This is a genomic window from Lelliottia jeotgali (genome assembly GCF_977070485.1).
In genome coordinates this window covers 219,137-240,220 of record NZ_CDRVFO010000007.1, presented here as the reverse complement: position 1 = coordinate 240,220, position 21,084 = coordinate 219,137, and the positions used below count along the sequence as shown (strand labels likewise).

General features: G+C 61.2%; 26 protein-coding genes and 1 riboswitch. Of the genes, 13 read left to right on the top strand and 13 right to left on the bottom strand.

Annotated elements, in window-relative coordinates; all coding sequences use genetic code 11:
* Window positions 1-104: 104 nt before the first annotated feature.
* The gene (locus ACW4TB_RS13170; protein WP_012316258.1) at window positions 105-623 is read left to right on the top strand and encodes an acyloxyacyl hydrolase; all 519 of its coding nucleotides are present in this window, start codon (window positions 105-107) and stop codon (window positions 621-623) included.
* 61 nt (window positions 624-684) lie between these two features.
* On the opposite strand, the gene ACW4TB_RS13165 is transcribed toward ACW4TB_RS13170, so the two are convergent.
* The 5 genes from ACW4TB_RS13165 to ACW4TB_RS13145 all read right to left on the bottom strand — a co-directional run bounded on the left by ACW4TB_RS13165 (window position 685) and on the right by ACW4TB_RS13145 (window position 5,762).
* Entirely contained in the window at window positions 685-1,383 is a 699-nt protein-coding gene (locus tag ACW4TB_RS13165) for an SDR family oxidoreductase (protein WP_012316257.1), read from the bottom strand.
* Window positions 1,380-2,822, bottom strand: a complete 1,443-nt coding sequence (gene phrB, locus ACW4TB_RS13160) for a deoxyribodipyrimidine photo-lyase (RefSeq protein WP_279932780.1) — start codon at window positions 2,820-2,822, stop codon at window positions 1,380-1,382. The genes ACW4TB_RS13165 and phrB overlap by 4 nt, the downstream gene beginning before the upstream one ends.
* A 7-nt stretch (window positions 2,823-2,829) precedes the next feature.
* Complete coding sequence (locus ACW4TB_RS13155; RefSeq protein ID WP_455842991.1) at window positions 2,830-3,693, bottom strand: MerR family transcriptional regulator; 864 nt, start codon at window positions 3,691-3,693, stop codon at window positions 2,830-2,832.
* 7 nt (window positions 3,694-3,700) lie between these two features.
* Window positions 3,701-4,669: a YbgA family protein gene (locus tag ACW4TB_RS13150; RefSeq protein WP_012316254.1), complete on the bottom strand. Its 969-nt coding sequence runs from the start codon at window positions 4,667-4,669 to the stop codon at window positions 3,701-3,703.
* A gap of 106 nt (window positions 4,670-4,775) precedes the next feature.
* The gene (locus ACW4TB_RS13145; protein WP_012316253.1) at window positions 4,776-5,762 is read right to left on the bottom strand and encodes an NAD(P)/FAD-dependent oxidoreductase; all 987 of its coding nucleotides are present in this window, start codon (window positions 5,760-5,762) and stop codon (window positions 4,776-4,778) included.
* A gap of 186 nt (window positions 5,763-5,948) precedes the next feature.
* Here ACW4TB_RS13145 and ACW4TB_RS13140 point away from each other — a divergent pair, with 186 nt between their 5' ends.
* Both ACW4TB_RS13140 and hemH read left to right on the top strand, forming a co-directional pair.
* Window positions 5,949-6,854, top strand: a complete 906-nt coding sequence (locus ACW4TB_RS13140; protein WP_012316252.1) for a TIGR01777 family oxidoreductase — start codon at window positions 5,949-5,951, stop codon at window positions 6,852-6,854.
* 13 nt (window positions 6,855-6,867) lie between these two features.
* Window positions 6,868-7,881, top strand: coding sequence for a ferrochelatase (hemH, locus tag ACW4TB_RS13135; protein WP_012316251.1), 1,014 nt, complete (start codon window positions 6,868-6,870; stop codon window positions 7,879-7,881).
* A gap of 45 nt (window positions 7,882-7,926) precedes the next feature.
* Here hemH and ACW4TB_RS13130 read toward each other — a convergent pair whose 3' ends face one another.
* Both ACW4TB_RS13130 and upp read right to left on the bottom strand, forming a co-directional pair.
* A complete protein-coding gene (locus tag ACW4TB_RS13130) occupies window positions 7,927-9,192 on the bottom strand; it encodes a uracil-xanthine permease family protein (RefSeq protein WP_012316250.1) in 1,266 nt (421 codons plus the stop codon).
* 2 nt (window positions 9,193-9,194) lie between these two features.
* Window positions 9,195-9,833 (bottom strand): uracil phosphoribosyltransferase, encoded by a 639-nt coding sequence (gene upp, locus ACW4TB_RS13125; protein ID WP_012316249.1) that lies wholly within the window; start codon window positions 9,831-9,833, stop codon window positions 9,195-9,197.
* A 159-nt stretch (window positions 9,834-9,992) separates the two neighbouring features.
* On the opposite strand from upp, the gene ACW4TB_RS13120 reads away from it, so the two are divergent.
* From ACW4TB_RS13120 to ACW4TB_RS13105, 4 genes are all read left to right on the top strand, one after another.
* On the top strand, window positions 9,993-10,550 hold the full coding sequence (locus tag ACW4TB_RS13120) for a hypoxanthine-guanine phosphoribosyltransferase (protein ID WP_012316248.1): 558 nt from the start codon (window positions 9,993-9,995) through the stop codon (window positions 10,548-10,550).
* A gap of 2 nt (window positions 10,551-10,552) precedes the next feature.
* Window positions 10,553-11,026 carry a WbuC family cupin fold metalloprotein gene (locus ACW4TB_RS13115; RefSeq protein WP_012316247.1) on the top strand — a complete coding sequence of 158 codons (474 nt, stop codon included), beginning with the start codon at window positions 10,553-10,555 and terminating at the stop codon, window positions 11,024-11,026.
* A 53-nt stretch (window positions 11,027-11,079) separates the two neighbouring features.
* Window positions 11,080-11,550, top strand: coding sequence for a hypothetical protein (locus ACW4TB_RS13110; protein ID WP_279932791.1), 471 nt, complete (start codon window positions 11,080-11,082; stop codon window positions 11,548-11,550).
* Window positions 11,551-11,617: 67 nt separating this feature from the next.
* Entirely contained in the window at window positions 11,618-11,908 is a 291-nt protein-coding gene (locus ACW4TB_RS13105; protein WP_012316245.1) for a PA4642 family protein, read from the top strand.
* Between the two features lie 111 nt (window positions 11,909-12,019).
* Here ACW4TB_RS13105 and mqo read toward each other — a convergent pair whose 3' ends face one another.
* Complete coding sequence (gene mqo, locus ACW4TB_RS13100; protein ID WP_012316244.1) at window positions 12,020-13,525, bottom strand: malate dehydrogenase (quinone); 1,506 nt, start codon at window positions 13,523-13,525, stop codon at window positions 12,020-12,022.
* A gap of 603 nt (window positions 13,526-14,128) precedes the next feature.
* Entirely contained in the window at window positions 14,129-14,362 is a 234-nt protein-coding gene (locus ACW4TB_RS13095; protein WP_012316243.1) for a hypothetical protein, read from the bottom strand.
* Between the two features lie 204 nt (window positions 14,363-14,566).
* On the opposite strand from ACW4TB_RS13095, the gene ACW4TB_RS13090 reads away from it, so the two are divergent.
* Entirely contained in the window at window positions 14,567-15,151 is a 585-nt protein-coding gene (locus ACW4TB_RS13090; RefSeq protein WP_012316242.1) for a YajG family lipoprotein, read from the top strand.
* Between the two features lie 75 nt (window positions 15,152-15,226).
* Here the strand turns inward: ACW4TB_RS13090 and ACW4TB_RS13085 are convergent, their stop codons facing one another.
* On the bottom strand, window positions 15,227-15,433 hold the full coding sequence (locus ACW4TB_RS13085; RefSeq protein WP_012316241.1) for a hypothetical protein: 207 nt from the start codon (window positions 15,431-15,433) through the stop codon (window positions 15,227-15,229).
* Between the two features lie 160 nt (window positions 15,434-15,593).
* On the opposite strand from ACW4TB_RS13085, the gene ACW4TB_RS13080 reads away from it, so the two are divergent.
* Window positions 15,594-15,854 carry a hypothetical protein gene (locus tag ACW4TB_RS13080; RefSeq protein ID WP_012316240.1) on the top strand — a complete coding sequence of 87 codons (261 nt, stop codon included), beginning with the start codon at window positions 15,594-15,596 and terminating at the stop codon, window positions 15,852-15,854.
* Between the two features lie 31 nt (window positions 15,855-15,885).
* On the opposite strand, the gene ACW4TB_RS13075 is transcribed toward ACW4TB_RS13080, so the two are convergent.
* Entirely contained in the window at window positions 15,886-17,052 is a 1,167-nt protein-coding gene (locus ACW4TB_RS13075; protein ID WP_042111750.1) for a 1-acyl-sn-glycerol-3-phosphate acyltransferase, read from the bottom strand.
* A gap of 125 nt (window positions 17,053-17,177) precedes the next feature.
* On the opposite strand from ACW4TB_RS13075, the gene ACW4TB_RS13070 reads away from it, so the two are divergent.
* The 4 genes from ACW4TB_RS13070 to ACW4TB_RS13055 all read left to right on the top strand — a co-directional run bounded on the left by ACW4TB_RS13070 (window position 17,178) and on the right by ACW4TB_RS13055 (window position 19,172).
* Entirely contained in the window at window positions 17,178-17,363 is a 186-nt protein-coding gene (locus tag ACW4TB_RS13070) for a CPXCG motif-containing cysteine-rich protein (RefSeq protein WP_279932798.1), read from the top strand.
* Complete coding sequence (locus tag ACW4TB_RS13065) at window positions 17,363-17,623, top strand: putative signal transducing protein (protein ID WP_012316237.1); 261 nt, start codon at window positions 17,363-17,365, stop codon at window positions 17,621-17,623. Before ACW4TB_RS13070 ends, ACW4TB_RS13065 begins: the two co-directional genes overlap by 1 nt.
* 15 nt (window positions 17,624-17,638) lie before the next feature.
* Window positions 17,639-18,259 carry an SOS response-associated peptidase gene (locus ACW4TB_RS13060; RefSeq protein ID WP_279932801.1) on the top strand — a complete coding sequence of 207 codons (621 nt, stop codon included), beginning with the start codon at window positions 17,639-17,641 and terminating at the stop codon, window positions 18,257-18,259.
* Between the two features lie 97 nt (window positions 18,260-18,356).
* Complete coding sequence (locus ACW4TB_RS13055; protein ID WP_012316235.1) at window positions 18,357-19,172, top strand: M48 family metallopeptidase; 816 nt, start codon at window positions 18,357-18,359, stop codon at window positions 19,170-19,172.
* A gap of 79 nt (window positions 19,173-19,251) precedes the next feature.
* Here the strand turns inward: ACW4TB_RS13055 and ACW4TB_RS13050 are convergent, their stop codons facing one another.
* Window positions 19,252-19,839: a TMEM165/GDT1 family protein gene (locus ACW4TB_RS13050; RefSeq protein ID WP_455842997.1), complete on the bottom strand. Its 588-nt coding sequence runs from the start codon at window positions 19,837-19,839 to the stop codon at window positions 19,252-19,254.
* A gap of 84 nt (window positions 19,840-19,923) precedes the next feature.
* A riboswitch (yybP-ykoY riboswitch) is annotated at window positions 19,924-20,044 on the bottom strand.
* A gap of 41 nt (window positions 20,045-20,085) precedes the next feature.
* Window positions 20,086-21,081 (bottom strand): class I SAM-dependent methyltransferase, encoded by a 996-nt coding sequence (locus tag ACW4TB_RS13045; protein WP_279932804.1) that lies wholly within the window; start codon window positions 21,079-21,081, stop codon window positions 20,086-20,088.
* Between the last annotated feature and the right edge of the window lie 3 nt (window positions 21,082-21,084).

Sequence of the window (21,084 nt, the reverse complement as noted above, 5' to 3'; positions counted from 1 at the left end):
AAAAACGTGAAAAACAGCTGAACTATCGTCCCACTCCTGATTTCTATCCTTTGCCTGCCATGAGGCGAACACTTACAACAGCATTGGAAAGAAGGATGTTTCTCATGAGGAAACTGCTCGGCTTGGCGGCGGCTGCCGCCGTCACTTTGGGACAAATCGCGGTAGTACAAGCTGCCGATGTTTCGTTATCGGTAGGGCAAACGGGTGATTCCACCCAGGTTTATCGTCTGGGCCTTCAGTCCAACTGGGATGCTAGCTGGTGGCAGACGAGCGTCGGTCGGCTGACCGGTTATTGGGATGGGGCTTACACCTATTGGGATGGCGACGAGACGGCGAGCAACCATAGCCTGTCTTTCGCACCTGTATTCGTCTACGAGTTTGCCGGTGAGTCGGTGAAGCCTTACATCGAGGCGGGCATCGGTGTGGCTGCATTTGCCAGCACTGAGCTTGAAAGCAACGAGTTGGGTTCGTCGTTCCAGTTCGAAGACCGAATCGGTTTCGGGCTGCGTTTTGCAGGTGGGCATGAGATTGGAGTGCGGGCAATCCACTATTCCAATGCCGGCATCAAACAGCCCAATGATGGAGTCGAGAGTTACAGCCTGCATTACCGCATGGCACTGTAAGTTTGTCATTGCCATCCAGATCGCGGGGCCGCGATATGGATGGCAATTCCCCCCTCATCACTTAGCGTGACAATGGCCACAAGCTACTCAGGTTGGTGACCTCCAGCACAAGCTCCGGCTCGCGCAGTGGCAAGCGTTGCAGCAGCTCCTGGGCTGCGCTCTGTGGCGTCCACTCTTCAGGATAGGCCATCGCTGACGTGACTGGCGTCTTCAATGAGTGCGGCGCCACCACTGTCAGGTCAATGCCCTGATTTTTCAGCGATTGACGCGCCTCGCGAAACCACTGCGGTGTGTTGTTCCAGCCTGCTGTCACTTGCGTGGGCGCATACAACTGCAAGGCTGAATAACGGTTGAAAATTGCCATTACCTGCGGCTTGTCGCCTTTCACCAGCAACGGTAAAACCTGGCCCAGGCAGTGCTCGGCCGCCAGTTGGTTACTGCTTACGATCGTCTCGAACACGTCTGTGACCGCTACCGTATCCGGCAGATAATCGCTGGCCCCTGCATTGATGATCAGGCTGTCCAGCGACCCCCAGGCATGACAAAGCTGAAGGCATGCGCTGGCCGCCTGGTCCTCGTCATGCAACTGCCATGGCAGGCGCAACAGACGGCTGCCGTGGTGCGCTGCCAAGGCGTCGAGCGCTTGGCAATCCTTGCCACTAGTCGCTACCCGGTGCCCTAGCCCGAGCAACTGCTCCACCAAGGCCAAGCCCAGACCGCTACTAGCCCCCGTAACCCAGAAAATTCGCGGATGATTCAATACGCGGTCCCCTCACCCTGGCTGCGCGATAACCCCTTGAAGGCCTCCAGTGCACGCTGGCGGCTACTACTAAGGTCAACTATAGGACGATGGTACGAATTATCAGCGAAAAGATCCTTGTTTTGCGTAGGCTGATGGATACTTTTTTCATCCAGCCCGCGCAACTCGGGTACCCAGTGGCGAATGAAGTGCCCCTGTGGGTCGAAGCGTTGCGACTGCGAAACGGGATTGAAAATACGGAAGTAAGGTACCGCGTCTGTGCCCGTGGAGGCGCTCCACTGCCAGCCGCCATTGTTTGCAGCCAGATCTCCGTCGATCAGGTGACGCATGAAGTGCCGTTCGCCCAGGCGCCAGTCGATCAGCAGGTTCTTGCTGAGGAACATGGCGACGATCATGCGCAGACGATTGTGCATCCATCCGGTGTGCAGCAACTGACGCATGGCCGCGTCAATGATAGGGAACCCGGTGCGTCCCTGTTCCCAAGCCTCAAGGTCGGCAGGGGCGTCGCGCCAAGGCAGTAATTCGGTGTGTGTGCGGAATGCTCGGTGGCGTGACACCTGTGGATAACCGGTCAGGATATGCTTGTAGAACTCGCGCCAGAGTAATTCGTTGATCCAGGTCTGGGTGCCGGTACTACCACTGTCGAACTCGCCGCGGTTGCTCGCCAGTGCGGCGTGCAGGCACTGGCGGGGCGAGATTACCCCGGCCGCCAGGTAGGCCGAGAGTTGGCTGGTGCCAGGTTTTGCCGGCAGGTCGCGCAGGTGGTGGTAATCCTCGATGGTGTCGTCCACGAAGCGTGACAGTCGGGCTTGCGCTTCGTCCTCGCCCGCAGGCCAGTGTTCGCTCAGGGCGCGCGATGGTTTGTCGAAGCCTTCGATGTGCTGTGGAATGGGGTCGCTGGCGATGCCTACGGGGGCCTGGCGCTTTACCCGAGACGCTTGCGACGGCAGGCTTCGGTGCAGGTGCTCCAGGCAGACTTTCTTGAACTGACTGAAGACCTGGAAGTAATCACCACTGCGCGTCAGCACTGTGCCGGGGCGGAACAACAGCTGATCGAGGTAACTGTGAGCCTGAACGCCGGAGGCTTCCAATAGCGCGCGGGTCGCCTGGTCGCGGCTGTTTTCGTTGATGCCGTACTCATCGTTCCAGTGCACCGCTTCGATCTTGTGCTGGCGGCATACGTCGAGCAGCGTTTGGGCCGCCTGGTCCCAGGTGTCGATCCTGCGCACCAGCAACGGAATATTAAGGCCCTCCAGTGACTGTCGCAGGTCGCGCAGGTTACGCAGCCAGAAGTCGACCTTGCAGGCAGCGTCGTCGTGCGCCTGCCACTGGCCTGGGCTGGCTAGCCACAAGGCCACGGCAGGGCCGCGTTCGCAGGCGGCGCTCAGGGCGGTGTTGTCGTTGACGCGCAGGTCGCTGCGCAGCCAGATCAGTTGCATGGGGTATCTACTCTACAGGCGGGCGGTCATTACCTTGCAGCGTGCGCAATGCCGCCTGCGGGGTATCGAACAGGAAAAGCTCGGGCAGGCCGAAGGCTTGCACTTGGGCTTGGTGAAGGGAGATCGTGGCACCGCCCAGCAGCTTCGTCCCCGCTATCCCCTGAAGGGTACGGAGCAGGGCCCTGCTTTCGATGCGCGGGCCCAGGTGCAGCAGCACAGCGCGAGGTTGCAGGGCGGTGACGGCGCGTTGCAACTCCACTCCGCTCACGGGGTTTTCAAGCACTTCGACAGGGATGCCACTGCTGCTCAGCAGCCAGGCATAAAGCCAGAGGCTGGGGTCGAAGGCGTGTTCACTGTCTTCGGCCAGCAGCACGGCCGGGCCGTGCAGTGACTGATTGTCGTGATAGACCCGCGCCCCCAGCTTGCTGCGCAGCCAAGTGTGGAAGAACACCTGTTCGAGCCTGGCATTGAAATAATTGCACCAACGTTGAGCCAGGCTATCTAGCAATGGCAGCAGCAATTTTTCGCACAGGGTGATGGCCGGATACAGCGCCATGGCTTGATTCAGTTGCTGGTCGAGGCTGCGCTGGGACAGGTTGGCGATGGCCTCTATCAACTGTTGCTGGCGGGTTTGCCAGTCGCCTTGCGGGGCAGCGCCGGGTGGCTTGTCGAGCAGCTCGCGCACTTGGCCGACCGATGCGCCCCGTTCCAGCCAAGCCAGGATCGCTTCGACACGTTCGACCTGATCGCGGCCATACAGGCGGTGGCCCTTGGCGGTACGTTGCGGCTTCAGCAGCCCATAGCGCCGCTCCCAAGCGCGCAAGGTTACCGGATTCACACCGGTGCGGCGTGCCAGTTCACCGATGGGCATGGGCGCTTCAGACTGCATTACGTAGCCCCAGGCTGTCAGGGTGTGGCTGCAAGTAGGCCTGTTGCTGCAGGTACGGGTCAGGGTGCTTGCGCAGATAGTGTTTGAGTAAGGTCAGCGGTACCACTAGCGGTACGACCCCTTGCTGGTACTGGTCGATGATGTGTTGCAGCTCGGCCTTGTCCTGCTGCGTCAGTGCGTCTTTGAAATAGCCACTGAGGTGCTGCAGTACGTTGCCATGGGTACCGCGACTAGCGCAGCGACGCAGCGCCTGCATCAACTGGCTGAAATAGCGGGGCCCGATGACTTGAGGGTCATCGTCCCGGCTCATGCTGCCAAGCAGGCGCCCAAGCTGTCGGTAAGCCTGCGGGTTGTTGGCCATTAGCAGGTATTTGTAGCGCGAATGGAAGCGCACCAGTGCGCCACGGCTCAAACCCTCGGTCAGCAGGCGCTGCCAGTCCGCATAGGCGTAGACGCGGCTGATGAAGTTCTCGCGCAGGACCGGGTCGTGCAAGCGACCCTCTTCTTCGACCGGCAGGTCCGGACGACGGGCGCAGAAGGCCGCTGCATAGGCGCCTCTGCCGCCCTGTGCTGCCGGGTGACCGTTATCCTGGTAGACCTTGACCCGCTCCAGCCCGCAGGACGGCGACTTCTGCATGAAAATGTAGCCACAGATATCGTCCAGCTCAGCGGCCATTTGTTCGCCGTAACTGGCGAGCGGGCCAGTGACGTCCATGCCAGGGTCGCGTGTCCCAACCACGGCGGGATGTTCGGGGTCACCGACCAGGCGGATCGGGTCTCGGGGTATCCCCAGGCCGATGGCGACTTCGGGGCAGACCGGTAGCCAATCGAAGTGTTCTTCCAGTTGGGTGCGGCACAGATCGGACGACTTGTGCCCGCCGTTGTAGCGCACACTGTGGCCTGTCAGGCATGAGCTGATGGCAATGCGGGGCTTACTCTGGGCGGATGGATCGTGCATGGCTGCCTCCGAAAACTTGTACATGGAATCGCGCGTGTACAAGGGTATTCCAGCACAGCCGCAAACTTATGCAAACTAGTATTTTTGTATAGTTTTGCAGTTTTGTTTATTCAAGATGCTCCAGCAGGCGTCGGGCCGCCTCCTGACCGCTGAGCCAGGCGCCTTCCACGCGGCCAGACAGACACCAGTCGCCGCAGGCATAGAGCCCTTGGTCGGCATCGGCCAGCGCGCCCCATTCGTGACTACCGGCCGGCCGCGCATACAACCAGCGGTGTGCCACGGAGAAGGACGGTGCGGGCACCACGCAGCCGACCAGTTCGGCGAATTCTCCCCATAGCTGCTCGATTACTTCTTCCTTGGCCAGGTCGATATGCTGCTTGCTCCACGTGGATGTGGCATGCAGTACCCAGGTATCGAGCTGCTCATCGCGGCCTGGCTTGCTACGGTTGCGTGCCAACCAGTCGAGCGGGTTGTCCTGCACGAAACAGCCCTGCATCGGTGTGTCCAGCGGTGTCTGAAAGGCCAAGGCAACGGCCCATGTGGGTTCCATCACCACGCCTGCTGCCACGGCGGCCAGTTTGGGGGTCGCCGCAAGCAGCGGCGTGGCCTGGGGCGCGGGCACGGCGATCACAACGCGGCTGAACGGGCCATGGCTGCAGCCTTCGGTATCCTGAAGGTGCCAGTACTGCTTGCCGCGAAACACTTCGGCAATGCGGCAGCCAAAGTTCACCGTGACGTCCTTGAGCATGCCGCGGGTGATCGCGCTCATGCGGGGCACGCCTACCCAGCGGGTCTGCTCGTCGGGCGAGGGAGTCAGTTCGCCGTCACGGTAGTTGTACAGCTGCGGTTTCCACTGTTCGGCCCAGCCGGCGGCTACCCATTGCTGCACCTGCTCGACGAAGCGCCGGTCGCGCGCAGTGAAGTATTGGGCGCCCAGATCGAGCGCCCCGGCCTCGCTGCGTTTGCTGGCCATGCGCCCGCCACTGCCGTGGCCTTTGTCGAACAAGTGAACGGATTGTCCGGCCTTTTGCAGGGCCTGGGCAGCGGAAAGGCCGGCGATACCGGCACCGATGATGGCAATAGGTACTGTCATGATGGCCTCTTCGAACCTTGCTGTAAGCAGACTACGCTGTCAGGCAAACCTGTACAATACTTAAAATCTGTATAAGGTTATTCCGCTTCATAGGGCAGGTTGGCCTATGTTTATCTGAGAGCGTTGGGTTAAAAAAGTGCCTTGTTGTAAAAATAGACCATCGCCGCACTCTGTGAGGACACAGCCATGCATATATTGCTGACAGGCGGCACTGGCTTGATCGGCCAGCATCTTTGCCCGTTCTGGCTCGCTCAGGGGCATCGCCTGACCGTGTGGAGCCGGCGCCCTGATCAAGTTGCGCGCCTATGTGGCAGCGGGGTGCGCGGGATTGCCCAGCTGGAGGAACTGGCCGCAGACGAGCCGGTGGACGCAGTGATCAACCTGGCTGGCGCGCCGATTGCCGACCGGCCCTGGACCGCAGCCCGGCGCAATGTGCTGTGGGCCAGCCGTATCAGCCTTACTGAGCAATTGCTGGGCTGGCTCGGTACCCGCGAGCAACGTCCCGAAGTGCTTATTTCGGGGTCTGCGGTGGGCTGGTATGGCGATGGCGGTGAGCGTGAATTGACCGAGGCATCGCCGCCGGTGCGCGAGGATTTCGCCAGCCAACTGTGCATTGCCTGGGAGGAAACCGCGCAGCGCGCGCAGGCCCTTGGGCTGCGCGTAGTGTTGGTGCGCACGGGGTTGGTGCTGGCCAGCGATGGCGGTTTCCTGTCGCGCCTGCGCCTGCCGTTCAAGCTTGGGCTGGGCGGCCCGTTGGGCAATGGGCGGCAGTGGATGCCTTGGGTGCATATAGACGACCAGGTTGCCCTGATAGATTTTCTCTTGCGGCATAAGGACGCCAGTGGTCCTTATAATGCCTGCGCGCCAGAGCCTGTGCGTAACCGCGAATTCGCCCGGCGCCTGGGCCGGGCCCTGCACCGGCCTGCGCTACTGCCGGTACCTGGCCTGCTGCTGAAGGCGGGCCTTGGAGAGCTGTCGACGCTGTTGCTTGGTGGCCAGCGGGCACGTCCTGTGCGTTTGCTGGCCGCAGGCTTCACGTTCCGTTACAACGATCTGCAATCGGCCCTGGACAACCTGTCCAGGCGCCTCTGACATAGGACGCTGCATGACCGATCACGCTCTGTTGCTGGTCAACCTGGGTTCTCCGGCTTCCACCTCGGTAGCCGATGTGCGCCGCTACCTCAACCAGTTCCTGATGGACCCTTACGTGGTCGACCTGCCATGGCCGGTGCGGCGCTTGCTGGTGTCGCTGATCCTGATCAAGCGCCCAGAACAGTCTGCCCATGCCTATGCCTCGATCTGGTGGGACGAGGGCTCGCCGTTGGTGGTTTTGACGCGTCGCCTGCAGGCCGCAATGGTGGAGCACTGGCCTCATGGTCCGGTGGAAATCGCCATGCGCTATGGCGAGCCGGCACTGCCGCAGGTGCTTGAGCGCCTCGCCGCTCAAGGTGTGCGCAAGGTGACACTGGCGCCGCTTTATCCACAATTCGCTGACAGTACGGTGACTACGGTAGTGGCGTTGGCCAACCAGACTGTTGCCGAACGCGCCTTGCCTTTGCAGTTGCGTGTGCTGCAACCGTTCTATGACCACCCTGAGTACATCGATGCCCTGGTGGCCAGCGCCCGGCCTTATCTTGAACAGGACTACGACCATCTGTTGTTGAGCTTCCATGGCTTGCCCGAGCGGCACCTGAAGAAGCTCATGCCTGGCAGCAAGCATGATTTGCGGGCAGCGGACTGCTGCAAGGATGCCAGTGCCGAAGTGCGTGCGGTGTGCTACCGGGGGCAGTGCCTGGCGTCGGCCAAGGCGTTCGCCACCAGGATGGGCATCCCGGATGGCAAGTGGTCTGTCTCGTTCCAGTCGCGGTTAGGCCGAGACAAGTGGATCGAACCCTATACCGAGACGCGTCTGGATGAACTGGCCAAGGCCGGTGCGAAGAAGCTGCTGGTGATGTGCCCGGCATTCGTGGCCGATTGCATCGAAACGCTGGAGGAAATTGGCGATCGCGGCAAGGAGCAGTTCATCGAGGCAGGGGGCGAAGAGTTGGTGCTTGTGCCGTGCCTGAATGATCACCCGGAGTGGGTGAGGGTGCTAGCGCGGATGTGTGAAAAGGCTTGAATTGAAGGGGCCGCTTTGCGGCCCTTTCGCGACGCAAGGCCGCTCCTACAGGTCCAGCTTCTCTTTTTTCCAGCCATCGTTGCCCGGCAGGATCAGGTTCAGGGCAATGGCCACGATAGCGCACAGGGCGATGCCCTTCAGGCCCCAATCATCAGGGCCGTCGCCGCTGCCGATCAGCACGCCGCCGATACCGAACACCAGGGTCACCGACACGATCACCAGGTTGCGAGCTTCGCCCAGGTCGATCTTGTGGCGGATCATGGTGTTCATGCCCACCGCCGCGATCGAACCGAACAGCAGGCAGAGGATGCCGCCCATCACCGGCACCGGGATGCTTTGCAACAATGCGCCGAACTTGCCGATGAAGGCCAGGGTAATGGCAAAGATCGCCGCCCAGGTCATGATTTTCGGGTTGTAGTTCTTGGTCAGCATCACGGCGCCGGTCACTTCGGCATACGTGGTATTGGGTGGGCCGCCGAACAGGCCGGCTGCCGTGGTGGCTAGGCCGTCACCCAGCAGGGTGCGATGCAGGCCAGGCTTCTTCAGGTAGTCGCGCCCGGTCACGCTGCCGACTGCGATCACGCCGCCGATATGCTCGATCGCCGGGGCCAGGGCTACCGGCACGATGAACAGGATGGCCTGCCAGTTGAACGCTGGTGCGGTGAAGTTGGGGATCTCAAGCCAAGGCGCGGCGGCGATCTTGGCGGTATCGACCACGCCAAAGGCGAACGCCAGTGCAAACCCAACCAGCACCCCGGAGATGATCGGCACCAGGCGGAAGATGCCTTTGCCGAATACCGCGACGATCAGGGTGGTGAGCAACGCTGGCATGGAAATCAGCATGGCGGTCTTGTACGGCATAAGGACCGCGCCGTCACCGCCCTTGCCCATTGCCATGTTGGCCGCGATCGGTGCCATGGCCAGGCCGATGGAAATGATCACCGGGCCGATCACCACGGGTGGCAGCATGCGGTCAATGAAGCCGGTGCCCTTGATCTTAACCATCAGGCCCATGAAGGTGTATACGAAACCTGCGGCCATTACGCCGCCCATGGTCTCGGCCAGGCCGAACTGGCCTTTGGCGAGGATGATCGGAGTAATGAAGGCAAAGCTCGAGGCCAGGAATACCGGGACCTGACGGCCCGTGACCAGCTGGAACAGCAGGGTGCCGATGCCAGCGGTGAACAGCGCGACGTTAGGGTCAAGGCCGGTGATCAGCGGCATCAGCACCAGCGCGCCAAATGCCACGAAGAGCATCTGCGCGCCCGAAACGACCTGGCGCCATAGCGGGTCGTTGAAGCCGTCCTGCATGGTCAGGCGTCCTTCTGCTTGGTGCCGAAGATCTTGTCGCCGGCGTCGCCCAGGCCCGGAACGATATAGCCGTGTTCGTTGAGGCGCTGGTCGATCGAGGCGGTGTAGATCTGGACGTCCGGGTGGGCTTTCTCCACCACGTCGATGCCTTCTGGCGCTGCAACCAGCACCATGGCGCGGATTTCCTTGCAGCCTGCCTTCTTCAGCAGGTCGATGGTGGCGACCATCGAGCCGCCGGTGGCAAGCATCGGGTCGATGATCAGCGCCAGGCGCTGGTTGATGTCCGGCGCAAGCTTTTCCAGGTAGGTGTGTGCTTCGAGGGTCTCCTCGTTGCGGGCGACACCCACGGCACTGACCTTGGCGCCCGGGATCAGGCTGAGCACGCCGTCAAGCATGCCGATGCCGGCGCGCAGGATCGGTACCACGGTGATCTTCTTGCCAGCGATTTTTTCAACTTGCACCTTGCCACACCAGCCATCGATCTCGTAGGTTTCCAGTGGCAGGTCTTGGGTGGCTTCGTAGGTCAGTAGCGCGCCGACTTCCTGGGCGAGTTCGCGAAAGTTCTTGGTGCTGATGTCGGCACGGCGCATCAGGCCGAGCTTGTGGCGGATCAGCGGGTGGCGGATCTCACGAGTGGGCATAGGGGGGCTCCGAAAGGCGGGCAAAAAAACCGCGCTAGATTAATCTATTCAGCCTTTGCTGTCGTGCAGTCCTTTTGCACGTTAGTCCATAAATGCTTGATCTGTGACGAGCGGATGCGTACCTTTGCCCGCTTTTCCAAAATCCCCCTGGAGAGCGCAATGTCCGCTGATCTCGAGCACATCCGTCAAGTCATGCGCGAGGCAGACTGCCTGTACAACGAAGCCGAAGTCGAAGCGGCCATTGCCAAGGTTGGCGAGCAGATCTGCAAAGACCTGCACGACAAGAACCCGGTGGTGTTCTGTGTAATGAACGGCGGCCTGATCTTCGCTGGCAAACTGTTGACCCACCTGCAGTTCCCGCTGGAGGCCTCGTACCTGCATGCCACCCGCTACCGCAACCAGACCAGTGGCGGTGAGCTGTTCTGGAAGGCCAAGCCTGAAGTGTCGTTCATCGACCGTGACGTGCTGATCGTCGACGATATCCTCGACGAGGGTCACACCCTCAGCGCCATCATCGAGTTCTGCAAACATGCCGGCGCCCGCTCGGTGCACACTGCAGTGCTGATCGACAAAGACCATGACCGCAAGGCCAGCCCGGATCTGAAGGCCAGCTATGTGGGCCTGCCGTGCATCGATCGCTATATCTTTGGTTATGGCATGGACTATAAAGGTTACTGGCGTAACGCGAACGGCATCTTTGCCGTCAAGGGACTGTGATCATGAGCCAGCCTGCTTTCATCGACCAAGCGTTGTTTGCCGGGCTGGCGCAGAAAGCCGCCGACGCACCGCGTGGTCGCTACCATCACAACTTCCATGAAATGCAAGACCCCTGTCACCGCTTGGCGGTGGGCTTGCAGCCGTCCACCTACATTGCGCCTCACCGGCACCTGAGCGAGGACAAGGCCGAGACTTTGTTGGCGCTCAAAGGCCGCTTGGGGCTGCTGATGTTCGATGAGCACGGTGCAGTGGTCGACAAGCGCGTCCTTGAAGCCGGTGGCGAGTGCCTTGGCGTGGACCTGCGCCCGGGCATCTTCCATTCCCTGGTGGTGCTCGAGGCAGACAGCATTCTGTTCGAGTGCAAGGCCGGCCCGTACCGGCAGTTGGCCGACGACGAGCAGGCCCCTTGGGCGCCGCGTGAAGGCGAAGAAGGTGTCGCCCGGTATCACGCCTGGATGCTCGCGCAGTTCGATTGACAGCCCCCGTTGTTCAGCATGCTAGAGTGCTCCTTCATGCCAAGGAGCCTCACATGCGTGCGATTCTACCCCTGCTGCTGGCAGTCAGCCTGCCCCTTGCCGCCGCACCGCTGCACAGCCAGTTTCTCCCGCCCGATGACCAGTCCCTGCGCCAGGAAGCGCCGACAGGCCAGCAACTGTTGCAGGTAACCGATTACTCGGTAGTGGTTGGGGCGCAGCGCCAGTCTGATCAACAGCCAATTCCGATCACAGCCTCCCTGCAGATGCGCCTCAAAGGCAAGCCGCTGAGTAAAGGTGCGACCATCAGCCTGGTGTTGCTCACATTCGATGGCGAGGCGGGCAAGAGCCTGAAAAAACCGCTGTATGACGACAAGACCCGCACTTTGAGCCTGAACTATCCGGTCAGCGACTACCGCGTGATCATGGACCTGCTGCGCAACGAGACGGTGTACGTACAATTTCTGACCTACTCCAACGGCCACGTCTGGGCCGACTTGCACACGGGTACCGTACGTACGCGTTGAGACGTTGCGCGGGTGGGGGGTAAACTGCCGTCCTTCGAAATTCGTGATGGTCCAGTTGGAGCCGGCAATGCGCAAAGACAAGAAGCAGGTGATTGGTGACGAAATCAGCGACGACTACGTCAAGTCGTTCCTCCAGTTTGAGCCTGCAGATGGTGTGACCTCGCCTTCTCAGCACAAGCTGATCAAGGCTTACCGCGGCCTGCGTGTCGACGATTTCGAGCGCTTCGTAGGGTTCTTCGTCGAAGCCGGGCTGGACCTGGATGGGAAAGACGAACAGGGCAAGACCTTCGTCGAAGTGATCGCCGACCAGCGCAATGCGGCTGAATACATCGAGATCATCGAAAAAGCCCGGGGCTGATAGATCCCAGCCACAAAGAAACGCCCTAGGGGTATTGCCAGTCAGTTAGCGTTATCAAGGCCGCAAAGCGGCCCTGGATCGCTTACCTGACTGGCATTACCCCGAGGGGCGTTAGGCGTAGTGCTTGGCCGGGCTGTTCTCTACCAGGTCCAGCGCCTCATCGTTTTCGGCACTGATCTTGTGGTACAGGGCTGCATCGGTGGCCAAGGTCTTCTCGCGAGCCGGGAAGATTTCCTTGAGCTTGGCAGCCCAGGCACCCTTGGCCTGCTCGGGGAAGCAGCGCTCGATCAGTTCAAGCATGATCGACACGGTCACCGAAGCGCCAGGGGATGCGCCGAGCAGTGCTGCGATACTGCCGTCCTGTGCCGACACCAACTCGGTACCGAACTGCAGGATGCCGCCTTTTTTCGGGTCCTTCTTGATGATCTGCACGCGCTGGCCAGCCACTTCCAGGCGCCAGTCTTCAGCCTTGGCCTGCGGGTAGAAGCGGCGCAGCGACTCGAGGCGCTGCTCCATCGACTGCATCACTTCGCTGACCAGGTACTTGGTCAGGTCCATGTTGTCGCGGGCCACGGCCAGCATCGGGCCGATGTTGCCCATGCGCACCGACAGCGGCAGGTCCATCAACGAGCCGTGCTTGAGGAACTTGGTGGTGAAGCCGGCGTAGGGGCCGAACAGCAGCGATGTCTTGCCGTCCACCACGCGGGTGTCCAGGTGCGGCACCGACATTGGCGGCGCGCCAACGGCTGCCTGGCTGTAGACCTTGGCCTGGTGCTGCTTGACGATTTCCGGATTGTCGCAGCGCAGCCACTGGCCGCTTACCGGGAAGCCGCCGAAGCCTTTGCTCTCAGGGATGCCGGACAGTTGCAGTAGCGGCAGTGCCGCACCGCCGGCGCCGAGGAACACGAAGCGGGCGTCCACTTCACGGCTGCCGCCGCTGTTGACGTCCTTGATGCTGACGGTCCAGCCAGCGCCGTTACGGCGCAGGCCGACGACCTTCTTGCTGTACTTGACCTGCGCATTCTGCGAGTCGCCCAGCAGCTTGAGCAGCTTGTTGGTCAGTGCGCCGAAGTTGACGTCGGTACCTTTGGTCACGCGGGTGGCGGCAATGTGCTGGTCGGCCGGTCGGCCGGGCATCATCAGCGGCATCCACTCATTCATCACCGCCTTGTCTTCGGTGTATTCCATCTCGGCGAAGGCGTGGTGCTGCTTGAGCAGCTCGAAACGCTTTTTGAGGAAGGAAACACCCTTGTCACCTTCGACGTAGCTCAGGTGCGGGACAGGGTTGATGAAGGCACGGGCCGGGCCGAAATTGCCTTTTTTGCTCAGGTAAGCCCAGAACTGGCGCGACACCTCGAACTGGGTATTGATGTGCACGGCCTTCTTGATGTCGATGCTGCCATCGGCGGCCTGGGGCGTGTAGTTCAGCTCGCACAGGCCGGCATGGCCGGTGCCTGCGTTGTTCCAGGGGTTGGAGCTTTCCGCGGCCCCGGAGTCCATCGCCTCGACGACCTCAAGCTTCAGGGTCGGGTCGAGCTCCTTGAGCAGTACGGCCAGGGTGGCACTCATGATGCCCGCGCCTACCAGTACTACATCAACCGATTCGTTCTGCGCCATTAACGCGTCTCCACAATCTACAGCTACCTAATTGACAGCATAGGACCCCAGGTGTGCCAGGATCGCCATGTCCGACTCTTCGCAGTTCTTGCAACTTCCGCGGACACCGCCAAATCAGTCTTCGGGTTCGTATATTGAACGCCGTTTGCCACAGGTGCGGCAATTCGACTTATGGTCAAGGTGTCGTGCGTGCGTTATGGAACGGATTCAGACGCCCATGTGAAATGAGCGTATCAGCCGCCTGTTCAGGGCTGTTCGGGACACATCTGTCGCTATTGCACATGCCAGACTGTTCATTTGCTCGCCACACTCTCGTGAAGTTGTGAAAACCGTTTTTTTCACGCTCTTTTGGAGACGTGAACCTCAAAAGGGGACTGCGCGATGGCAACCCGCAGGTTCATGCAGTGCGAAGGGCCGGAAAAGCAGGCACGACAGCCGATGCAAGACCTGAATGGAAGGCTCTCTGTGGGCGAAGCGGTGAAGGTGCCGGGGTCAAACGGCAAATGCGGGGCCCGATCAGGAGACGTCCTTATAATCGGGGGGAGATTATAACGATGTCGCGGGCAGAAAGGTCGTTATTCGTGCTTTTTATTGCAGCGTTTGTCAGGCCGGCAGGGTGCGCCGCTGCCAATGGTGGCTTGCATGGGCGCAAACCCGGGCGCTGGCGGGCAGTGGGCGGCCCAGCCAGGCAAGCTGGATTTCTTTGACCTGCACCCAACCGCTGCTGCCTGGTGGCTGGCTGCATTGCTTGAATCCCAGGCAGTTGCCGTCGCCATCGAGGCGGGCATAGGTATTGTGGCGCGGGCGTTGGAAGAGCAGGGTCCAGAGCGAGGCCATGGTGTCGAGTCCTGTGTGTTAGGGCTTGCGGCGAGGATAACAGTAGGACCATGAACCAAGTGTGACACAAGGGCCTGGCTTCAACCGGCAAGCCTCGAGAAGACGCCTGCGCCCCGTGCGGTCTGCTTTTACTTGTAGCTTGCCGCTTGTAGCTTGCCGCTAGGTATACTGTGAGCCTTTGCCGCATTTTCTGGAGAAACACGCATGTTGCAACGTCTGTTGTTCGGTTTGCTTGCCGTGGCCAGCCTGAGCCTGGTCGGTTGTGCCCACAGCCCGCAACAACTCAGCCCGCAACCCAAGCTCAACGCCCAGCTCGCCCCGGTCGGCCATGGCCAGCCGGTGGTGGTCAAGGTGGTGGACGGCCGGGCTTCGCAGTCCCTGGGCACTCGTGGTGGCATGTACCCCGAGACCAGCACCATCAGCGTCAATGGCAATGACATCGTGCCCAAGCTGCAGGCTCAGGCCGAGGCGGCCGTACGCCTGTTGGGCTTCACCCCTTCGGCCAGCGCCTCCAACGCGCCGCAGCTGACCGTGACCCTGGCCGAGCTGAAGTACCAGTCGCCCAAGGAAAACCTGTACGTGACAGAGGCCACTATCGGCGCCACCTTCCGTGCTGATGTGTCGAACGCTAACCGCCGTTACAGCGGCCGCTACGGCGCCTCGTTGGACCAGCGCTTCGGCATGGCGCCCAACCAGGAAACCAACACCAAGCTGGTGGGGGATGTGTTGAGCGATGCGTTGACTCGCTTGTTCAAGGACCCGACCATCGGCCAGGTGCTGGGCGAATAAGCTTTTCGCTGTATCGAGAAAAAACCCGCTGCCTGCGTGCCAGGTAGCGGGTTTTTTTTTGGTTTTTCGAAGGCCTCAGGCCGCTTCGATATGAAAATCCAGCACGCTCACGCCCGTCAGCAGGTCCACCTCTGGCAAATGCTCATGCGCATGCCCGCCCAGGGCGCAATACACCAGCCACTGGCGGTCCTGGACATTGATGGCAAAACCATCGATCAACGCCTGCTGTTCATCGCTCTGGGCAACGAGATAGAGGCGATCCTGATTTTCGGCGTGCAGCATGAACTCGCTCCGGTTCGGGAAAAGGCCGACAGGGTGGCCTGCCCTGATGACGAGCGTGTGACAGATGAAATTTAGTGACACTTTGTCGCCAAGTTCAGGCGTTGGGGCCGGCCTTCGGTAGAATGCCGGCCTTCGCTGACGTTCTGACCGAGGTTGCGTGATGTCCTTGCAAGTGCTCTGGGGGGTTCTGGCCGCCCATCCGACCAAGCTGATCAATCTGCTGGCACTGTTGATGACCTGCCCGGGCGGGTTGCTGCTGCACAGTGCACGGCGTCGCCAGGCTATCACCCGCGAGAGCCTGGCAGTGGATGACGGGCTGGTGGATGCATTCGACCAGCGGGTGCCGCGCTATTACTACATTCTCGGCTTTTCCTGCCTGGCGATGGCCTTGCTGCTGTCCTGGTTCAGTACCTGGATCTGAAACATGCGGGGCCGCCAAGCGGCCCCTATGATCAGGCTACCGGCGCCTGTTGCCTGACCTGATACTGGTTGCGCACCGGCGTGGCGTATTGCAACACCAGGTATGGCCGCTGCTCCTGCGGGCAGGCGTCCAGGCGGCGTTGCCATTCTTCCTTGGCTTTTGCCAGCTCCTCTGCCGGGAACAGCTTCTCGGCGCTCGGCACCTGCAGTGCCTCATCCTTTTCGCCCCACATTGCATAGGCCAGGTAGTGCACCGGGAACAGTCGGTAGCCACCCAGGATCTGCCGGTCGATCTCCTGCGCCAGCTGCTTGGTGTCCTCGTAGAACGCGGTTACCGGCGGGGCGAAGTTGATGTGTACACGGCCCTTGTAGCCGGTGATGCCCTTGGCGATGCTGTTGTCGTCTTCACCTGGCGCTTTCTGATAGGTGCCGGTGGTTGCACGGATATACAGTTCGCGCGCCTTGGCCTGGTCGCAGGGGTCGTACTCGTAGCTGATCGACACCGGAGTGAGGTTAAGGCCCTGGATCACCGCACCGAAAGGCTCGTCCTTGCGGCTCATGTGGAACATCTTGAGGATGGCCGAGTCGGTGCGGTCATCACCATCCTTGGCACGGCCTTCGGCCTGGGCTATCCAGATCGAGGCGCCGTCGGTGCGGATCGAATGGTTGATGTAGGCCGAAAGCAGCTGGTAAGCCGCGAGCTTTTCGCGCCGGCCAGTGAGCGAGCGGTGGACGATGAAGCTCTTGTTCAGGCGCATCATGTCGCTGACGAACGGCTTTTGCAGCAGGTTGTCGCCAATGGCGATGCGTGGCGTCGGCAGGCCAGCGTGGTACACCGCGTAGTTGACGAAGGCCGGATCCATGACGATGTCACGGTGGTTGGCCAGGAACAGATAGGCGGTACCGGATTTGAGTTGCTCGACGCCTGTGTACGTGACCCCGTCGGTAGCGCGCTCGATGGTGTGGTCGACGTAGTATTCGACCTTGTCCTGCAATGTGGACACGCAGGTAACCCCGGCGAACTCCTTGCGCAGGCGCCGTGCGATCAGCGGCTTGAGCAACCAGCCGAATGCCCCGGCTGCGCGCGGGAAGCGGAAGTGGGTGAGGATATCGAGGAATGCCGGGTCGCTGAGCAGGCGTGCCAGCACGGCAGGGACCTCAGCATCGTCGTACGGTCGGATGGCATCGAATTCGCCCATCATGCTCTCTTGTTGGAAACGGCTAGGGTAATAAAGTAGGGGTGGGGCCCGAAAAACGGCTCGGACACACGCAGGCCCTGTAAACAGACCGGCAATTATACGCATAAGTCACTGCGGAGGCCGCGATGCTGGAAACCGACTTCTACGATTGCCCTTATTGCGGCGAGCGCGTAGAAACCACCGTGGACATCTCCGGTGGCGACCAGATGTATACCGAAGACTGCCAGGTATGTTGTCAGTCGGTGGTGTTCATCCTGCAGGTGCACGGCGACGAATGGATGCTCGAAGTCAGACGCGAGGACGATGCCTGATGCAGCGGATCTACGAACCGGAAACATTGCTGGAGGCAGAAATGCTCGCTGGCATGCTGGCCAGCGAGGGTATCGAGGTGCACCTGGTCGGCCGTGACCTGATGGGTGGTGTTGGCGAGTTGCCGATGCAAGGCTTGCTCGGGCTCGCAGTGGCCGATGAGCAGGCAGGTTACGCACGGCAGCTGATCGATGCGTACAATGGCGCCCAGCCGCTTGTCGGCGACGAACCGGAGAGCTATCCCGGTACCTTGATCTGCTAGGTTCTGAAATCGCCCATGTGTGGACGCTATGCCCTGTTTCGCTGGCCCCAGGTGCTGGCAAGCCTGCCAGGCTTTCCTGCCGGCCAGCCGGCGCAATGGAATATCTCGCCCGGCGCTTCGGTGCTGATCCAGCGCCAGGTCGACGGCCAGATGCAATTGGCCAAGGCGCGCTGGGGCCTGACCCCGGCCTGGCTCACTGACCTCTCACGCACCCCCGCGCATGCCCGGGCCGAAACCTTGGCCGAGCAGCCGATGTTCCGTGAAGCGTTACGTCTGCGGCGTTGCCTGATGCCAGCCAACGGCTTTTACGAATGGCGTGGCACGGTGCGCAAACGCCCTTACTGGTTGACGCCGGGGGAGGGCTCGTCGTTGTATTTCGCAGCCATATGGGAAGCTTACCCGGTCCAGGACCAGGTGTGGCTGAGCTGTGCGGTGGTGACCCAGGCGGCGATGAACCAACGCCGGCCGTTGATTCTCGATGAGGCGGGGCAGGCCGCATGGCTGGACCCTGAAACACCGCTGCCGCGTTTGCATGAGCTGCTCGCCAGCCCACCGGCTACGCTACGTGAGCGGGCGCTGGCGAATTTCGTCAATGACCCGAAGCTGGATGCGCCCGAGTGCTTGACGCCGGCCTGATGGGGCCGATACGGGCGAAGAAAATCTTCCCTACGGCTCTGGTAGCCCATGGGCGACTCGGCCTAGGATATCCCGCATGTAAAAAGGGAGTGTTTTCATGCGTAAGTCTTTTGTCGTCAGCCTCTTGAGTGCTGGCATCCTGCTGGCTGGCTGCCAGGCGGTCAATACCACCAGCGGCGGTGCTGTCGGCGTCGAGCGCAAGCAGTACATGTTCAGCATGCTCTCGACCGATGAGGTCAACCAGATGTACGCCCAGTCGTACCAGCAGACCCTCGGCGAGGCGTCGAACAAGGGCGTGCTGGACAAGTCCAGCGCCGATGCCAGGCGCGTGCAGGTGATTGCCGACCGGCTGATCGCCCAGGCGCCGAAATTCCGCCCGGATGCCGCCCAGTGGCAGTGGGAGGTCAATGTGATCAAGAGCGATGAGCTCAACGCCAACTGCGGCCCTGGCGGCAAGATCATTGTCTACACCGGCCTGATCGACCAGCTCAAGCTCACCGATGCCGAGATTGCCGCCGTGGTGGGCCATGAAATCGCTCACGCCTTGCGTGAACACAGCCGCGAAGCGATGTCCAAGGCTTATGGCGTGGAAATGGCCCGCCAGGGCGCAGGTGCGCTGTTTGGCCTTGGCCAGAACAGCATTGCGCTGGCAGACCAGGTAGTGAACTACGCCATGACCCTGCCTAACAGCCGCGCCAACGAAAACGAAGCCGACCTGATCGGCCTGGAACTGTCGGCGCGTGCCGGCTATGACCCGAATGCCGCGATCACCTTGTGGAACAAGATGAGCAAGGCGTCCGAGGGCGCGCCACCTGAGTTCATGAGCACTCACCCGGCCTCTGACAGCCGGATCGCCTCGTTGCAGGCGGCGATTCCCAAGGTCATGCCGCTGTATCAGGCTGCCAAGAAGTAAGAGCAGCTACAAGCTACAAGCTACAAGCTACAAGCAAGAGCAGTACGCGTACATCTGCTCTTTCTTGCAGCTTGCAGCTTTACCCCACCCACCCACTGGTTTTCATTGCCGAGTAGACGGCGACGATCGCCAGCACGATGAAGGCCGTCGCGGCCAGGCGACGAATCAGCGTAAGCGGCAGTTTTTCTGCGGCGAAATTGCCCGCCAGGACTACCGGTACGTTCGCAATCAGCATGCCTAACGTGGTACCGATGATGACCATGATCAGGTGCGGGTACTGGGCTGCCAGCATCACCGTGGCAACCTGGGTCTTGTCACCGATCTCGGCCAGGAAGAACGCGATCAGCGTAGTAAGGAACGGGCCGAAGCGCCGCGCAGGGTTTTCATCATCATCCATCTTGTCTGGCACCAGGGTCCACAGGGCCGTGGCGGTAAAGCTCGCGGCGAGAATCCAGTGCAGCGTCGACTCGCTGAAGAACCCGCTGACCCAGGCGCCTACGGCACCTGCGGCGGCATGGTTGGCCAAGGTGGCGGCGATGATGCCGGCGATGATCGGCCAGGGCTTGCGGAAGCGGGCAGCCAGAATGAGTGCGAGCAGTTGCGTCTTGTCGCCGATTTCGGCCAGGGCGACGATCGCGGTAGGTACGAGGAGAGATTCCAGCATCAGGATTCCTGTGGGGGCGGGTCGACACGGCTATGACACGTACAGCCTCCCCGCCCCGGGTAAGGTGTGCGTGTCATAGGTCTTGTCAAACCCTGGATCCGTCTGCGCAGATCGTGGGTCGCACGCGCCATGGCCTGTGGGCCAAGTGTGTTGACGCGTGCCGGGCAAGCAGGTTGCTTGCGGGAGACTACTCCCCTAGGACGGTGCGGATTCTGCCTAGCCCAAACGCTTTGGGCAAGCCCTGTTTTATCAACGTGTTGCCTGATAGATGCGAAAACCGGCTGCCTCGGCGCAGGTCCGGCAGTTGCCCAGGGCGCCTTCGATCAGTGGCTGATAACGCAGGAAACTATTTGCGACCAAGCGCATTTCGCCACCTTTTCGCAGATGTTGTCCTGATTTTTTCAGCAAGTTTTCCGATGCCTGGTAGTTGGTGTGCACACCGGTATGAAACGGCGGGTTACTCAGGATCAGGCTCAAGTCGCCTGGCGCAGCATCGATACCGTCGCCACTGATGACTTCACCTTCCAGCTTGTTGGCCGCCAGCGTCAGGCGGCTGGCGGCCACGGCGAAGGCGTCCACGTCCAGCATCGTTACCCGGCTTTGTGGGTAACGGCGTTTGACTGTGGCGCCGAGTACGCCGGCACCACAGCCGAAGTCCAGTACATGGCCCATTGGCAGGTTATCCAGGTGTTTGAGCAGCAACGCCGTGCCGCGGTCCAGACGGCCGTGGCTGAACACGCCAGGCAGGCTGACCACCTGCAGCGGGCCGTCTTCCAGTTCAAGCGCGAAGCGTTCGGCCAGGCTTTCCAGTGGCTTGGCTTCGGGCGCGTTGTCCACGGTGACCTGCCACAGCTGGCAATGCCGGGCACTGTCGAGCTTGCGTGGCTTGCCCAGGGCCTGCAAATGCTTGGCTGCGCCTTCGATACCGCCGCGTTTTTCGCCCACCAGGTAGAGTTCGCCGCCGCCCAGGCGTGACGCCAGTGCGTTTAGCAGGTAGGCCGCCAGCTCGCGCGACTTGGGCAGGAACAGCACAGCCGCCTCGAAGGCGACCGGCGGCACGTCGACGCCGTAATGGCTGCGCCCGGCAAAGCGGGCGTCAAGCATGGCCTGATCGCCCGCGTGCCAGGTCCAGGCATTGGCCTTTGGCAACTGGCCGAGCAGGTCATCGGCGGGGGCGCCGGCGATCAGCAGTGGACCCTGGAACAGGTCCGCCTGGCGGAGCAAAACTTCACTGCGCGGGTCCATGGA

Excerpts from the sequence above, each read along its gene's own strand:
- ACW4TB_RS13170 (WP_012316258.1), top strand. The coding sequence starts at position 105 with ATGAGGAAACTGCTCGGCTTGGCGGCGGCTGCCGCCGTCACTTTGGGA.
- phrB (WP_279932780.1), bottom strand. The coding sequence starts at position 2,822 with ATGCAACTGATCTGGCTGCGCAGCGACCTGCGCGTCAACGACAACACC.
- ACW4TB_RS13155 (WP_455842991.1), bottom strand. The coding sequence starts at position 3,693 with ATGCCCATCGGTGAACTGGCACGCCGCACCGGTGTGAATCCGGTAACC.
- ACW4TB_RS13150 (WP_012316254.1), bottom strand. The coding sequence starts at position 4,669 with ATGCACGATCCATCCGCCCAGAGTAAGCCCCGCATTGCCATCAGCTCA.
- ACW4TB_RS13145 (WP_012316253.1), bottom strand. The coding sequence starts at position 5,762 with ATGACAGTACCTATTGCCATCATCGGTGCCGGTATCGCCGGCCTTTCC.
- ACW4TB_RS13140 (WP_012316252.1), top strand. The coding sequence starts at position 5,949 with ATGCATATATTGCTGACAGGCGGCACTGGCTTGATCGGCCAGCATCTT.
- hemH (WP_012316251.1), top strand. The coding sequence starts at position 6,868 with ATGACCGATCACGCTCTGTTGCTGGTCAACCTGGGTTCTCCGGCTTCC.
- ACW4TB_RS13130 (WP_012316250.1), bottom strand. The coding sequence starts at position 9,192 with ATGCAGGACGGCTTCAACGACCCGCTATGGCGCCAGGTCGTTTCGGGC.
- upp (WP_012316249.1), bottom strand. The coding sequence starts at position 9,833 with ATGCCCACTCGTGAGATCCGCCACCCGCTGATCCGCCACAAGCTCGGC.
- ACW4TB_RS13120 (WP_012316248.1), top strand. The coding sequence starts at position 9,993 with ATGTCCGCTGATCTCGAGCACATCCGTCAAGTCATGCGCGAGGCAGAC.
- ACW4TB_RS13115 (WP_012316247.1), top strand. The coding sequence starts at position 10,553 with ATGAGCCAGCCTGCTTTCATCGACCAAGCGTTGTTTGCCGGGCTGGCG.
- ACW4TB_RS13110 (WP_279932791.1), top strand. The coding sequence starts at position 11,080 with ATGCGTGCGATTCTACCCCTGCTGCTGGCAGTCAGCCTGCCCCTTGCC.
- ACW4TB_RS13105 (WP_012316245.1), top strand. The coding sequence starts at position 11,618 with ATGCGCAAAGACAAGAAGCAGGTGATTGGTGACGAAATCAGCGACGAC.
- mqo (WP_012316244.1), bottom strand. The coding sequence starts at position 13,525 with ATGGCGCAGAACGAATCGGTTGATGTAGTACTGGTAGGCGCGGGCATC.
- ACW4TB_RS13095 (WP_012316243.1), bottom strand. The coding sequence starts at position 14,362 with ATGGCCTCGCTCTGGACCCTGCTCTTCCAACGCCCGCGCCACAATACC.
- ACW4TB_RS13090 (WP_012316242.1), top strand. The coding sequence starts at position 14,567 with ATGTTGCAACGTCTGTTGTTCGGTTTGCTTGCCGTGGCCAGCCTGAGC.
- ACW4TB_RS13085 (WP_012316241.1), bottom strand. The coding sequence starts at position 15,433 with ATGCTGCACGCCGAAAATCAGGATCGCCTCTATCTCGTTGCCCAGAGC.
- ACW4TB_RS13080 (WP_012316240.1), top strand. The coding sequence starts at position 15,594 with ATGTCCTTGCAAGTGCTCTGGGGGGTTCTGGCCGCCCATCCGACCAAG.
- ACW4TB_RS13075 (WP_042111750.1), bottom strand. The coding sequence starts at position 17,052 with ATGGGCGAATTCGATGCCATCCGACCGTACGACGATGCTGAGGTCCCT.
- ACW4TB_RS13070 (WP_279932798.1), top strand. The coding sequence starts at position 17,178 with ATGCTGGAAACCGACTTCTACGATTGCCCTTATTGCGGCGAGCGCGTA.
- ACW4TB_RS13065 (WP_012316237.1), top strand. The coding sequence starts at position 17,363 with ATGCAGCGGATCTACGAACCGGAAACATTGCTGGAGGCAGAAATGCTC.
- ACW4TB_RS13060 (WP_279932801.1), top strand. The coding sequence starts at position 17,639 with ATGTGTGGACGCTATGCCCTGTTTCGCTGGCCCCAGGTGCTGGCAAGC.
- ACW4TB_RS13055 (WP_012316235.1), top strand. The coding sequence starts at position 18,357 with ATGCGTAAGTCTTTTGTCGTCAGCCTCTTGAGTGCTGGCATCCTGCTG.
- ACW4TB_RS13045 (WP_279932804.1), bottom strand. The coding sequence starts at position 21,081 with ATGGACCCGCGCAGTGAAGTTTTGCTCCGCCAGGCGGACCTGTTCCAG.